The 13,794-nt window shown below is 69.5% G+C and carries 12 protein-coding genes; 8 read left to right on the top strand and 4 right to left on the bottom strand.

Going from position 1 to position 13,794, the window contains the following annotated elements:
* Positions 1-110: 110 nt before the first annotated feature.
* Complete coding sequence (kdsB, locus tag HUW62_RS18990) at positions 111-851, bottom strand: 3-deoxy-manno-octulosonate cytidylyltransferase (RefSeq protein WP_163866300.1); 741 nt, start codon at positions 849-851, stop codon at positions 111-113.
* A gap of 105 nt (positions 852-956) precedes the next feature.
* Between kdsB and wecB the strand changes: the two genes are divergently transcribed.
* The 3 genes from wecB (at position 957) to HUW62_RS18975 (ending at position 3,676) form a co-directional block, all read left to right on the top strand.
* On the top strand, positions 957-2,087 hold the full coding sequence (gene wecB, locus HUW62_RS18985) for a non-hydrolyzing UDP-N-acetylglucosamine 2-epimerase (protein ID WP_163866301.1): 1,131 nt from the start codon (positions 957-959) through the stop codon (positions 2,085-2,087).
* Positions 2,088-2,238: 151 nt separating this feature from the next.
* Positions 2,239-3,276 (top strand): RluA family pseudouridine synthase, encoded by a 1,038-nt coding sequence (locus HUW62_RS18980; protein WP_176435212.1) that lies wholly within the window; start codon positions 2,239-2,241, stop codon positions 3,274-3,276.
* Positions 3,277-3,439: 163 nt separating this feature from the next.
* Complete coding sequence (locus tag HUW62_RS18975; protein ID WP_176435211.1) at positions 3,440-3,676, top strand: hypothetical protein; 237 nt, start codon at positions 3,440-3,442, stop codon at positions 3,674-3,676.
* A gap of 217 nt (positions 3,677-3,893) precedes the next feature.
* On the opposite strand, the gene purF is transcribed toward HUW62_RS18975, so the two are convergent.
* A complete protein-coding gene (gene purF / locus HUW62_RS18970) occupies positions 3,894-5,279 on the bottom strand; it encodes an amidophosphoribosyltransferase (protein WP_163866303.1) in 1,386 nt (461 codons plus the stop codon).
* A gap of 144 nt (positions 5,280-5,423) precedes the next feature.
* Here purF and HUW62_RS18965 point away from each other — a divergent pair, with 144 nt between their 5' ends.
* From HUW62_RS18965 to HUW62_RS18945, 5 genes are all read left to right on the top strand, one after another.
* A complete protein-coding gene (locus HUW62_RS18965) occupies positions 5,424-6,734 on the top strand; it encodes a hypothetical protein (RefSeq protein WP_163866304.1) in 1,311 nt (436 codons plus the stop codon).
* Positions 6,735-6,938: 204 nt separating this feature from the next.
* A complete protein-coding gene (locus HUW62_RS18960) occupies positions 6,939-7,610 on the top strand; it encodes a hypothetical protein (protein WP_176435210.1) in 672 nt (223 codons plus the stop codon).
* 91 nt (positions 7,611-7,701) lie between these two features.
* Positions 7,702-8,490, top strand: a complete 789-nt coding sequence (locus HUW62_RS18955; protein ID WP_176435209.1) for a crotonase/enoyl-CoA hydratase family protein — start codon at positions 7,702-7,704, stop codon at positions 8,488-8,490.
* A 90-nt stretch (positions 8,491-8,580) separates the two neighbouring features.
* Complete coding sequence (locus HUW62_RS18950) at positions 8,581-9,906, top strand: AAA family ATPase (RefSeq protein ID WP_176435208.1); 1,326 nt, start codon at positions 8,581-8,583, stop codon at positions 9,904-9,906.
* Positions 9,903-10,709, top strand: coding sequence for a hypothetical protein (locus tag HUW62_RS18945; RefSeq protein ID WP_163866308.1), 807 nt, complete (start codon positions 9,903-9,905; stop codon positions 10,707-10,709). Before HUW62_RS18950 ends, HUW62_RS18945 begins: the two co-directional genes overlap by 4 nt.
* 21 nt (positions 10,710-10,730) lie before the next feature.
* On the opposite strand, the gene yhbY is transcribed toward HUW62_RS18945, so the two are convergent.
* On the bottom strand, positions 10,731-11,021 hold the full coding sequence (gene yhbY, locus HUW62_RS18940) for a ribosome assembly RNA-binding protein YhbY (RefSeq protein ID WP_163866309.1): 291 nt from the start codon (positions 11,019-11,021) through the stop codon (positions 10,731-10,733).
* A 62-nt stretch (positions 11,022-11,083) separates the two neighbouring features.
* Positions 11,084-13,720, bottom strand: coding sequence for a DnaJ domain-containing protein (locus tag HUW62_RS18935; RefSeq protein ID WP_176435207.1), 2,637 nt, complete (start codon positions 13,718-13,720; stop codon positions 11,084-11,086).
* Positions 13,721-13,794 lie beyond the last annotated feature (74 nt).

Raw genomic sequence — 13,794 nt, 5'->3', positions numbered from 1 at the left:
CGCGGGGACTTCCTTCGCGGGCTCGGGGGGCGCGGCGGCGGGGGCTTCCGTCGTCTCGTCCTTCGCCTTGGTGTCGGTTCCGCCGAACAGGTCCTGGAAGATGCCCATGGCTACAGTCCTTTCTCGCGCATGACGGCTTCGACCTTCGCGACGTCTCCGGGGACATCCACCGCCACCGTGCGCCAGGAGACCCGGGCGCAGCGGATGGAGATGCCGTGCTCCAGCGCGCGGAGTTGCTCCAGCTTCTCCGTCTCCTCGAGCGGCGTGGGTGCCAGCTCCGCGAGCCGCAACAAGACCTCTCGCCGGTAACCATACAAGCCGATGTGACCCCAGCGGGGGACAGGCGTCCCGGTCTCTCGCGCGTGCGGGACGAGGCTGCGGCTGAAGTAGAGCGCGTCGCCGTTGAGCGCGAGCACCGCCTTCACCACGTGCGGGCTGTCCGCTTCGTCCGCCTCCAGGGGCCTGACGAGTGTGCCCATGCGCACGGTGGTGTCGGTGAAGAGTCCGGCGAGCGACTTGAGCGCCTCCGGGTCCACCAGGGGCTCGTCACCCTGGACGTTCACCCATACGTCCACGTCGGGCCGCTCGCGCGCCACCTCCGCCACCCGGTCCGTGCCCGTGGCGCAGGCGGGGCTGGTCATCACCGCGCGGCCTCCGAAGCGCTCCACCGTGGCGCGGATGCGCTCGTCGTCCGTGGCCACCCAGACCTCGTCGAAGACGCCCGCCTCCTGACAGCGGAGCCACACGTGCTCCACCATGGGCTTGCCGGCGATGAGGACGAGCGGCTTGCCGGGGAAGCGGGTGCTGGCATGACGGGCGGGGATGACGGCGATGGTGCGTGAGGAGGGCATGGCACACTCGGTCTATCAGATTCAGGACGGACGCTGGCTCCTCCGAGGCGAGTCGCCCCGCAGCCACTAGGCATCCGATTCGCCGTGCCTAGCTTGGCTGGCGACATGAAGAAGGTCATCCATATCGTCGGTGCGCGCCCCAATTTCATGAAGGTCGCGCCCATCCACCGCGCCATCGCCGCGCGGACCCCGCTCCAGCAGATTCTCATCCACACGGGGCAGCACTACGACGTCAAGATGAGCGACGTCTTCTTCTCCGACCTGGGGTTGCCCGCGCCGGACGTGCACCTGGGCATCGGCTCCGGCAGCCACGCGCAGCAGACGGCCAAGACGATGATTGAGCTGGAGCGGGTCTTCCTGGAGCACAAGCCAGACCTCGTCTCCGTCGTGGGTGACGTCAACAGCACCGTCGCCGCCGCGCTCGTGTCGTCCAAGCTGGCGATTCCCCTGGCCCACGTCGAAGCGGGCCTGCGCAGCAACTCCCGGCACCAGCCGGAGGAGATCAACCGCGTCGTCACCGACCGGTTGGCCGACCTGCTCCTCACGCCTTCTCGCGACGCGGACGCGAACCTGCTCAAGGAAGGGGTGGACCCGGACCGCATCCACTTCGTGGGCAACGTGATGATCGACTCGCTGCTCGCCTCGAAGGAGCGGGCCGACCAGTTGCCCGTGCTGAAGAACCTGGGCCTCACGCCCCAGGGCTACGCGGTGTGCACGCTCCACCGGCCGTCCAACGTGGATGACCCTCGGGTGCTCGGTGGGCTGCTGTCCGCCATCGCCCATGTGGCTTCCCGAATCCCTGTCGTGTTCCCGGTGCATCCGCGCACGCGGAAGATGATCTCCGAGCAGGGGCTGAACTCCGCGTTCGAGCGCAACCCGAACCTGCGCCCCGTGGACCCCATGGGGTATCTGGAGTTCCTCGCGCTGACGTCGCAGGCTCGGCTCATCCTCACTGACTCGGGCGGCCTCCAGGAGGAGACCACCGCGCTGGGCGTGCCGTGCCTCACCCTGCGCGAGCAGACCGAGCGTCCCATCACCGTCGACGAAGGCACCAACGAGGTGGTGGGCACCGACCCGGACCGCATCCGCGAGGCCGCTGACCGCGCCCTCAACGGACAGGGCAAGAAGGGCCGCGTGCCGGAGTACTGGGATGGTCGCTCGGGCGAGCGCATCGCGGACCTGTTCTCGCGCTTCCTCGGCGTCGAGCAGGGTTCGTTTCAAGCCGCCTCCGCTTGAGGGACAGTGGATGAGGGGCCACTCGGTTCGCGCCGAGGTGGCTCCTCGTCGTGCGATGCCCGCTGTGGCCGCGACGCTGGCGTGACGGTGCCTCGTGGCCGTGTTCGTTCCGACTGTCTGTGCTTCCGCTCCGTGTTAGAGCGTGGAGGTCATGCGCGGCGAGATGGACTCACCGGCGGAGGTCTCCGCCTCCCAGAAGGACCCGACTCCCGAGGGCTTCGTCGACATCCCGTTCGTCGTGGAGCCCAACTACGCGGGCTGGCGCCTGGAGGACTACCTGGGCCAGAAGCTGCGCCGCATGCCGCGTGAGCGCCTGGCCGGAATCATCCTGCGCGGTGTCCGCTGCGACGAGCGGAGGCTGAAGCCCTCCACGCCCGTGTATCCCGGCATGGCTTTCCGGCTTCGCCGCCCTGGCACCGAAGAGCCCGAGACGCCCACCACGCTCCCCGTCGTGTTCCAGGATGACTGGCTGCTGGTGCTCGACAAGCCCGCGGGCCTGCCCATCCATCCCACCGCGCGCTACCACAAGGGCACCCTCGTCTCCATCCTGCGCGAGCGCTTCGGTGAGCGCTTCGCCGAGCCCGCGCATCGCCTGGACCGGGAGACCAGCGGGCTCGTCGTCTGCGGCCGCACCACCGAGTCCTGCCGCGTGCTGGGCCGACTCTTCGTCTCGCGCGACGTACACAAGGAGTACCTCGCCGTCTGCGAGGGACATCCTTCCGAGGACTCCTTCGTCGTCGACGCGCCCATCGCCGAGGGCACCGAGCTCATCCGCATCGCCGTGCGAATCGACCCCGTGGAGGGCAAGCCCAGCCGCACCCGCTTCCAGGTGCTCCAGCGCTTCACTCGTGATGGCGCGCCCTTCGCGCTGCTGCGCTGCTTTCCTGAGACGGGGCGCCAGCATCAGATTCGCATCCACCTGCACGTCGCGGGCTTCCCGCTGGTGGGCGACAAGATGTATGGGCCGGACCCGGGCTATTTTGACCGTTTCAGCAAGCACAGCCTGGAGCCCGAAGCATGGACCCGGCTGCGCCTGCCACGACATGCGCTGCACGCCGCGCGCATCGTCTTCCCTCATCCTGGTACTGGCGTGGAGGCCGCCTTCGAGGCGCCACTTCCCTCCGACCTCGTGGACTTCATCGCGGGTGCTCCGCTGCCGCCAGCGCCCTCCGTGACGGGCGGTGGGTGAGGCCGCGCGGCCTGCACTCACGGTGCGCGCCGCGGTGTCCCATGCACACCGCCGTGACGGGCGATGGGGGCTTTCACCGTGGCCCGCAACTTCCCGACGGCTTCCGGGTTCGAGAGGGAAACAGCCTCTTCGCGTCCCTGACGCGACCACCCCGGAGCCTTCCATGCGCCGCACCGTCCTCGCCGCCACTGCTGCTTTCTTCCTCGGCGGTCTCGTCAACCAGGCCCAGGCGGAGCGTCAGCCGCGCATGCGTGACGCCATGGCCCATCTGGAGAAGGCGCTCTCCGCCCTGAAGAACGCGTCCCCCGACAAGGGCGGTCACCGCGCGAAGGCCATCGGCCTCACCGAACAGGCGATGGGTGAGGTTCGCGAGGGCATCCAGTTCGACAACCACAACTGACGCGCGAAACGACCGAGGCGCCTGCCCCGAGGATGATGGGGAACGGCGCTTCGCTGACGCGAAGTCTCGACTGACGCCCCGAACGCGACCACGGCCCTGGTCCACGGGCGCGGAGCTTCGCTGAAGCGAAGCCTCCACCGCGGTCTGGAACGAGCAAGGCCCCCGACCCGATGAGCGGGTCGGGGGCCTTGTGCTTGTACGTCTCGCCGTGGCCCGGTCAGGCCGTCAGCTTGGTCGCTTCCGGCGCGGAGGGCGACAGCTCTCCGATGAGGTACTCGCCCGAGAAACACGCCGTGCAGAAGCTGCCGCGACTGGGGTCGCCCACCGCCGTGCCCAGCCCCTCCAGCGAGATGTAGCCCAGCGTGTCCGCCGTGACGTACTTCGCGATTTCGTCCGTGCTGTGCGTCGCCGCGATGAGCTCCTGACGGCTCGGCGTGTCGATGCCGTAGAAGCAGGGCCACTTCGTCGGCGGCGAGGAGATGCGCAGATGCACCTCCAGCGCCCCCGCCGCTTTGATCATCTTCACGATTTTACGGCTCGTGGTGCCTCGGACGATGGAGTCGTCCACCACCACCACGCGCTTGCCCTTGAGCACGTGCCGCACCGCCGACAGCTTCAGCTTCACGCCGAAGTGACGGATGGACTGCTGCGGCTCGATGAACGTGCGGCCCACGTAGTGGCTGCGGATGAGGCCCACGTCATACGGAATCCCGCTCTGCTGCGAGAAGCCGATGGCCGCCGCCACACCCGAGTCCGGCACCGCGATGACCAGGTCCGCTTCCGCGGGCTGCTCGCGCGCCAGCTGCATGCCCATCTTCTTTCGCACCTCGTACACGCTGCTGCCGAACAACACCGAGTCCGGCCTCGCGAAATACACCTGCTCGAAGATGCAGCGCCCCAGGCGCGCGGGCTCCGCGAAGGGCCTGCTGGTGCGCAGCATGCCGTTCTCGATGACCAGCAGCTCGCCCGGCTCCAGCTCGCGCACCACATCCGCTTCGATGAGGTCCAGCGCGGTCGTCTCGCTGGCGACCACGTACGCGCCTTCCTTCATCCGTCCCAACACCAGCGGCCGGATGCCCAGCGGGTCCCTCACCGCGACCAGCTTGTTCTGCGTGAGCACCAGCAGGCTGTAGGCGCCTTCCACCTTGCGCAGCGCCTCCACCAGCTTCTGCTCGAAGGTCGCCTGCTTGGAGCGCGCCAGGAGGTGCATGATGACCTCCGTGTCCGCGTCCGACTGGAAGATGGCTCCGTCGGCCTCCAGCTTCTCCTTCAGCGCTCCCGCGTTCACCAGGTTGCCATTGTGTGCGACGGCGACCTGTCCTCCCGCGTACGCCACGAAGAGCGGCTGAGCGTTCTTGAGCTGGCTGCCACCGGCCGTCGAGTACCGCACGTGGCCGATGGCCGACTGGCCAGGCAGGCCGGCGAGCACCGGCGCGTCGAAGATATCCGCCACCAACCCCATCTGACGGTGCGCCCGAAGACCGTGGCCGTCGGAAGCGACGATGCCAGCGGACTCCTGACCGCGGTGCTGCAGGGCGTGCAGCCCCAGGTACGTCAGGTTAGAGGCCTCGGCGTGTCCCGTGATTCCGAAGATGCCGCACATGGCGCGGTGCCTTACTCCTTTCGGGCGGTGAGCGGAACAGGAACGCATGCCCCTCTGGTGGGTATTCCACCCGCCACCGGAGTCGGCTCATGTGGGCACACGAGCCTCGCGGTGCGTGCACCGTCCCGTTAGTCTGGCCACCGCATGGCTTCTCCGCGACGAGCCTCCTGGCGTTCCCTGTTTCCCCTGGTCCTGCTCACCGTGGGTGCCGCTTATTCATTGGGTTCGTGGAACTGGTGCGGCACCTGGGAGCAGCGCGCGCCAGTGCTGCTGTCTCACGTGAAAGCAGAAGGCGCGTTGCGCGCGGGCGCGGCGAAGGTGGCGCTGGTGCCGCCGTTCCCGGTGGTGGTGGCCGGCTACCCGCCGCCGCGTCCGGATGCGAGCCAGTCCGACCCGCCGCTCCACGCTCGCGCGGTGGTGCTGGAGTCCGGGGGCACTCGCGTGGGGCTGGTGTCGCTCGAGCTGATGTTCGTCACGGATGTGGTGACCGCGAAGGTGCGCGAGCGCGCGCTGGCCGCCGGGCTCCAGGACGTGCTGGTGCTCGCCACTCACACGCACTCCTCGCTGGGCGGCTATGACAGCCGGCTGGTGTCCCAGCTCGTCGGGACGGGGCGCTACCGCGAGGACTCGCTGGAGTCGGTCGCCGCCGCCGCGAGCGCCGCGCTGCGACAGGCGGGGGCCGCGCTCACCGACGTGACACTGGAGTTGGGTGAGGCCAAGGAGCCTTCCTTCGTCTACACGCGCAGCGGTGGCACCGCGCCGGATGGAACGCTGACTCGCGCGGTGCTGCGCGGCGCCCAGGCACCCGTGGCGGAGCTGCTCTTCTTCGCCGCGCACCCGACGATGGTGCCCCGGCAGCGCGCGTATGTGGACCCTGACTATCCGGGGCGACTCAGCTCGCTGCGCGAGGCAGAGGGCAGCGGCGTGACGCTGCTGTTGCAGGGCACGGTGGGCAATGCCTCGGTGGCGTTCTCGGAAGGACAGGGACTGGAGCGCGTGTCCGCCTTCGCGCGCGCCTTGTCGGACCTGGCGGGCAAGGCGACCCCGGCCCCCGTGGGGCCTTCGGTCCGACTGTCGCTGGCGCGCGCGGAGGCGGCGATGCCTCGGCCGGATGCGTCGCGGCTGGTGCCCTCGTTCACTCGCGCCGCGGGCGACAACATGCTGTGTGGCTCCTCGGCGCGCGTGGCGGAAGTGGCGGCGCTGGTGCTGGGGCCGCTGGAGCTGGTGACGGTGCCGGGCGAGCCCACTGTCGACGCGGGCGCGGAGCTGGTGCGGCGCACCGGGGCCTCGGGCGTGCTGGGGCTCGCCGGTGGGTACGTGGGTTATGTGGAGACCCCGGCGTTGGTGAACCTGGGCGGCGGTGAGTCGCGGCGGCAGTACTTCGGTCCCGCGCTGCTGGAGCGGTTGGGCGAAGCGGCGGAGCTGGCGGCCAGCACGGCGGGATTCACGCGCTGATGCGGCGGCTGCCCGGTGGGCTCGCTCGGACTTCGTCGAGATGCGGTGCCCACGTGGGTTGCTGCCTCGGGTGCGCCGCGCGAGGCATTTCCTTGGCGGGTGTCCCGGCGGAGGTGTCGAGTCATCCTGGGGCGACTTGGACCTTGGATTGACAGCCGTCGCGTGGGTGGCCTGAAGTTTCGTCTTGGGGAGTGCGCCATCGTCATGAAGACCTGCTGTCTGATTGCCTCGTTCGCCGTGGGCCTCGTCGGGATGCCGGCGTCGGGTCAGCACCTCCCCGAATCGGAGCGCGCGGTAGAGGGGCCTTCCGTGCCGCCCCCGCTCATCTCCGTCCCGGACGACGTGGTCGAGGCGCCTGTCTGGCCTCCACCTTCCGTCACCCGGCCCGCCACGCGGCGGTATCGACGCGGCGCGCACATCCCGCTGGGACTTCTTCTCGGGGGTGGAGGGATGCTCGTGGGCGGGATGGGGGGATACTTCCTGGGCAGCTCGGTGACGGGCTGTGACAACGGCTCTTCTTGTGAGCGCGAGACGGGGCTCACGCTGTCGGTGGGCGTGGGCATGGCGTTGGGCGTGGCCTCGGGCGTCTACCTCACGGGCCAGTGGCTCGGCGGGGAGGGCGGCTTCGGCTACACCCTGCTGGGCGCCGCGTTGGGGGCGGTGCCCTCGGCGCTGATGCTGAGCAGCGACAGTGATGACGTCGCCGTGCTGGGGGGCTTCGCCCTGCTCGTGACGCCCTTTGTCGGGGCGCTCTTCGGCTTCGGCCTCTCCCACTCCGCCACCGTGCGCGCATCCATGTCCCAGGCCGTGGTGGTTCCGACGGTGGGCCGCACGCGGGACGGAAGTCTCGTCACCGGGCTGGCGGGACGGTTCTGAACGTCCTGCGTTGGACGGCGCGACACGGGTGATGGCATGGCCGGGGCCGCTTGACGGAGACTTGGGCTCTCTTCCTCACCGTGGAGCGCCCATGAGCCCATCGGACCCTCGAATCTCCCTGGAAGTGCGTGGTCACCTCGGCCTCATCGGCATCCACCGCCCGGAGAAGCGCAACGCGTTCGACGTCGGCATGCTGCGGGGACTGTCCTCCGCGGTGACAGAGGCGGACCGTCATCCGGACGTGCGGTGCATGGTCATCTTCGCGGTGGGCGACCACTTCTCCGCGGGCCTGGACCTGGCGAGCGTCGCGCCCGCGCTCGCCAGCGGGGAGCCGCTCTACACCGAGGGCTTCATCGACCCGTGGGGCATCCAGGGGGCGCTGCGGACCAAGCCCCTCGTCGTCGCCGTCCAGGGCCTGTGCCTCACGCTGTCCATCGAGCTCATCCTCGCGGCGGACATCGCGGTGGCCTCCGAGGACGCGCGCTTCGGACAGATTGAAATCAAGCGCGGCATCTTCCCGTTCGGCGGCGCCACCCTGCGCTTCCCGCAGCGAGCGGGCTGGGGCAATGCCATGCGCTGGCTGCTCACCGGCGACGAGTTCGACGCGCGCGAGGCGTACCGGCTGGGACTGGTGCAGGAAGTGGTGGAGCGCGGCCGTCACCTGGAGCGCGCGCTGGCCCTGGCGGAGACGGTGGCGAAGCAGGCGCCCCTGGGTGTCCAGGCGACGCTCGCGTCCGCGCGACAGGCGGTGCACGAGGGGCCCGAGGCGGCGGCGCGCGCGCTGCTGCCTCGATTGCTGGAGCTGGTGGGAACGGAGGACGCCGCCGAGGGCGTCCAGTCCTTCCTGGAGCGCCGCGAGGCCCGCTTCACCGGTAAGTGAGGCGGCCCCCGGTGGTTTTTCGCACAGCCCTGATGGACCCTGTCACCCTGGGCTTGGTCAGTGGATGCGACTAGGGTTGGTGTCCAAGTCATGTACCTGACGAAATTCTCCATCGATAACGTCCTGGCGATTCGGACACTGGCTTGGGAGATCTCGCCCGAGCAGGCCCCAGGGTGGCACGTCATCCTGGGGGATAACGGCTCCGGGAAGTCTTCGGTCCTCCGCGCCATCGCCCTGGCACTCGTGGGGCCCGACGAGGCCATGGCGCTGTTGGAGGACTGGGCCCAGTGGAGGCACCAAGGTGTCGACGGCTTTGTGCGGTTGCGGCTCACGCCCGACGCACGGCTCGACAAGCTGCCCGGGCAAATGAAGGCGAGCATCAAGGCTCCGTTGCGAGTCGATGTGAAGGTCGGTGACGTCCAGCGGCGGGGAGTCCGCCCTGAAGCGCTTCACCCTCGTGAGCCGCACACTCCCGGCCCTGGCTCTCGGGTCGACCCTGAAGCTCATGTCTGGAGCAGTGGCGCGGGATGGTTCTCCGCGTCGTATGGCCCTTTCCGCCGCTTCACGGGGGGCGACGCCACCTACGAGAAGCTGTTCACGACCCACTCGCGACTGGCCCGCCATCTGTCCGTCTTCGACGAGAGCGTCGCGTTGACGGAAGGCTTGAAGTGGCTTCAGCAGCTCAAGTTCAAGCAGCACGAGGATGACCCAGAAGGGGACCTGCTCGACCCGCTTACCCAGTTCATCAATCAGCCTGACTTCCTTCCACATCAGGCTCGCTTGAAGGACGTCACCTCGCGGGAAGTGCTCTTTGTCGACGGCAATGGCCATCAGATTCCCGTCGAGGCGCTGAGCGATGGCTATCGCTCCATCTTGAGCATGACCTTCGAGCTCATCCGACAGCTCGCGGCGGCCTACGGCGCCAAGAAGGTCTTCCACCCCAAGGACCCCACGCGCGTGGACGTGCCGGGTGTCGTGCTCATCGATGAAGTGGATGCCCACCTGCATCCGACGTGGCAGCGGAACGTGGGGCCCTGGTTCCGGAAGCACTTCCCGAAGATGCAGTTCATCGTCACCACGCACAGCCCCCTGGTCTGCCAGGCCGCGGACGAAGGGACCATCTGGCGTCTGCCGAGCCCGGGGTCGGACGAAGTGGCCAGGCAGGTGACGGGCGTCGAGCGCGACCGGCTCGTCTTTGGAAACGTGCTGGATGCCTATGGGACGGGCGTCTTCGGGCAGGGCGTCACCCGCTCCGAGCGGTCGAAGGCGCGTGTGCATCGTCTGGCCGAGCTGAACATGAAGGAGCTTCGAAAGGGCCTGAGTGCCGCCGAGCGCAAGGAGCAGGCGGGGCTGCGGGCCAGCCAGCCGACCACGGCGATGACGGTTCACGAGTCGGAGGATTGGGGCGGGGCGTGATTCGATTGCCGGAGAAGGCGTTGCCGGAGGCCGTGGGGAGGCAGCTCGAACGTTGGCAGGCGGAGGTGGATGCCCTCGGGAGTCACGCCGAGCAGGTCGCCGCCGCGAAGAAGCGCTTCCACCAGCGCAATACGCCGCGAAACAGGACCTTCGTCGCGGTCCGTCGGCATCTCCTGAAGCTGTGCTCGGGAGCCATGCGCTGTGGGTACTGCGAGGACTCCGCGGCCGACGCGGTCGAGCACATCTGGCCCAAGGACCTCTATCCGGAATGGGTCTTCGCGTGGCGCAATTACCTCTATGCCTGCCGACCCTGCAACGGTCCCAAGAGCAACCGGTTCGCCGTGTTCCCTCCGCGTGGGCGCAAGGTGCTCGAGGTCGGCCGGACACATCGGCTCCTCGGCAAGCGCCCGCCGCCGGGAGAGTCCGTGTTCATCGACCCTCGGAGCGAGGACCCGATGGAGCTCCTGGACCTCGACCTGAGAGGCACCTTCCACTTCGTGCCACGGGCGCCCAAGGGAACGAGAGGGTACGCGCGAGCGGACTACACACTGAACGTCCTGCGACTCAACCGTGAGGTGCTGGTGGAAGCCAGGAAGGATGCGTTCGCGTCATACCGGGCGCGCCTCGTGGAGTACGTGTGGCTGAGGGTGCGGCGTGCTCCGGCGAAGGCCTTGCGGCTGCGCGTGCACGCCATCCAACGCGCTCCACATCCCACGGTGTGGCGGGAGATGCAGCGCTCGTGGCGGGACGTCGAGGAACTCCAGAAGCTGTTCCGAAAGGCGCCCGAGGCCCTCGAGTGGTGAGGCGGCCCCGGGCGCGGTCCGTCAGAGCTTCTCGAACTTGGACTTCTCCTTGCGCTTCTTGAAGAAGAGGGCGGTGCGGCCCAGGAGCTGGGCCTGCTCGGCGCCCGTTCCCTCGGCGATGCGCGCGGCGGCTTCCTGACGCGTCTCAGGGCCCTCGTTGAGCTTCACCTTGATGAGCTCGTGGTCATGCAGCGCCTGCTCGACGGCGGCGATGACGCCCTCGGTGACACCGGATTGACCGACGATGACCACCGGCTCCAAGTGGTGTCCGAGCGCGCGCAGTTGGCGGCGTTGCTTCCCGGTGAGCGGCACGTTGCAAACTCCTTCGATACGTCCGGCGGGGCCCCAGGCCCCTCCCGGATGGGGGGCGCACCCTACTTCTTCTGGGCCGCCATGCGAATCTCCCGCTGCGCGTCGATGTGGTCCGGCTGAAGCTCCACTGTCCGCTTGAAGTGCTTGAGCGAACCGGGAGCGTCCCCCGACAGCTTCGCAATCACCCCGAGGAAGTAGTGCGCCGGCGCACAGCGCTCATTGCGCTTGATGGCGTTCTGGATTTCCCGGGACGCCTCCGGCTGCGCCGCCTTCTTGTCCGTCGCCGTGAAGAAGCGCGCGTAGCCTCGCCACGCGTAGAACTCCGCCTCCTCCGCGTTGAGCTGGATGGCCTCGTTCAGCATCTTCACCGCTTCGGGGAACTTGCGCGCCTTCACGAGGATGCACGCCTTCTGGAACAGCTCCTCGGCCTGGAGGATGGCGTTGATGTCGACTTCCGCCCCGCCGCCGCCGCTCTTGAGCTCCTCCAGATAGGACGCGCGGCTCTTGTCGTCGGACAGCGTCCGGTAGGCATCGCCGATGTAGGCGAACACCTCGGCCTTGAGCTTCTCCAGTTCCGGCGGCGCGCCCTGCGGCAGCGTGTCCGGGTGGTAGAGCTTGGCGAGCCGGAAGTAGGCGACCTTGACCGCGCTGGAGTCCGCCTGCTCCGCCAATCCCAGCCGCTGGAAGTGGTTCTGCTGCTTGAGCGCCATCACGAGCTGACGCAGCGACGGAATCTCGTCGGAGCCCGGCGCATTGGCGGTGACGGTGGGCGGCGCCCCACCCGTGGCTGGACCGACTGTCGGAGGGCCGGCTGGCCGGGGCGCTGCTCCCGGGGGATTGCCAGGGCGGGCGGCTCCAGGCGCGGCGGCGGCTCCGGGAGGATTGCCGGGGCGAGCGGCTCCAGGAGCGGCGGTGGCTGCTCCGGGAGGATTGCCAGGACGTGCGGCTCCGGCGGCGGTCGCCACTCCGGGCGGATTGCCGGGGGCCGCTCCCGTGGCGGGGCGGGCCGCTCCAGCGGGAGCCGTGCCGACGCCGGGCGGATTGCCGGGACGAGGCGCCTGTGCCGCCGCGCCAGGCGCGGGCTGTGGGCTCGCGGCGGCGGCACCGGGAGTCGGGGCCGCGGGACGTGGGCCCGCGCTGGTGGGCGACACCGCGGCGAAGGACACCGCGTCCAGCTCCCGGAGGAGGAACGCGATGCGCAGCAGGTGGTCGGCGTCCTGCGGAAAGTCGGTGAGGAGCTGGTTCACCGAGCGCACGCCGTCGATGACGGTGAGGGCCCTGACTTCGTGCGGCGTGAGGCGCAGGTCGCTCGCGGCCACCATGCCCCCCGCCTTCATGATGGGGAGCTGGAGCACCGGCATCAGCCGGCGTTTGATATCCGTGGACGGCATGCGGCGCACGGTGTCGCTGAGCACGGCCCACCGGTTGCCCAGCGGCATGGACTTGTTGCCCGCCAGCTCACGGACCTCGAAGGTGAACGTGCCCGCTTCGGCGCGCAGCCCCTTGAACAGGATGCTGGAAGCCCGCTGCGCCAGGATGGCGAAGGCGCTGGCGGGTTGCAGCAGGCCCAGGCCGAAGAGCGCCGCGAGCAGGTCGCCACCGAAGCGCTCCTTCGCTGACTCGGCCTGCTGGAGCTGCTCGGGGTTGAGCAGCTTCGCGCCCATCAGCGAGGTGCCCAGCGCGTCCTCGGCATGCGTCGAGTCGACGTACTCCGGGTTGCCCTTGCGGAAGTGAATCAGGGTGACGCGGTCGGAGAGCGTGAGCGTGAGCAGCCCCGTGAGCTCCGCGGAGGCCATTCGCCCGTAGAGGTTCAGCGGCGAGGTCTGCTCCAACTGCCCCCGGGCCGGCACCGCGTAGCCCGAGGCCTCCGTCACGACGGCGGCGTGGCTCCCTGACTGCGGGGAACCGGGCGCCCTGGCGGGAGGTGCTCCCACGTTGGTGGCTCCCGCTGGCGGTGCGACTCCTCCAGGGGCTTGCGGCGCCCCGGCGGGACGCGCGACAGCGGCGGGTGCGCCGGCTTGCGGTGCGACTCCTCCGGGTGCTTGGGGCGCCCCGGCGGGACGCGCGGCGGCTCCTGCTTGCGGCGCGACGCCCGCTCCGGGTGCCGTCGCTGGCCTTCCTGGCGCCGAGGCGACTCCGGGGGCCGTGGCGACTCCGGGTGCTGGACGCGCGGCGACGTTGGGGGCTCCGGGCACGGCCCCCGGGACGCCGGGGCGCGCACCCTGCTGTGCGGCCATGGGGTTGCCAGGGACGCGAGGATCTCCAGGACGTGTCCCGGGCCCCGCCATCGGAGCAGCCCCTGGCCCGGGTCTCGCGACAGCACCGGGACCGGCCATGGGTGCGCCACCGGGATTCGCACCGGGACCGGCCGTGGGCATGCCGCCGGGATTCGCGCCGGGACCCGCCACGGGTGCTCCGCCGTCGGCTCCGGTCCATTGGCTTTGACCGATGGCGGGCGCGCTCCCGGCGCCCCGGGGCACGTCGGGCGCCCCGTCACCCCAGAGCTCCCGGGGGAAGGTGTCGCGGGCCTCCGGGAAGCGCCAGGGGAAGGCGAAGTTGATGCCGTCCTCGGAGACCTGGAGCTTCCCCTTGATGGAGCCGCTGTCGATGAGCAGCTCGATGGTCGGCAGGGTGAGGGGCCCCCACAGGGTGCCCCTGTCGTTGCGAACCCAGTACTGACGGACGTCACCCTCCGCCATGTGCGGTTCTACTCCGTTCGAGCTGCGAGAAGACGGAACCCTACCGCTCTCTCAGGACCGGTCAAAGGAGACGT

It is taken from the genome of Myxococcus sp. AM011 (assembly GCF_013372595.1).
GTDB lineage: Bacteria > Myxococcota > Myxococcia > Myxococcales > Myxococcaceae > Myxococcus > Myxococcus eversor.
Note: the sequence above shows the minus strand (reverse complement) of the source record. Positions and strands in the feature narration are given on the sequence as shown.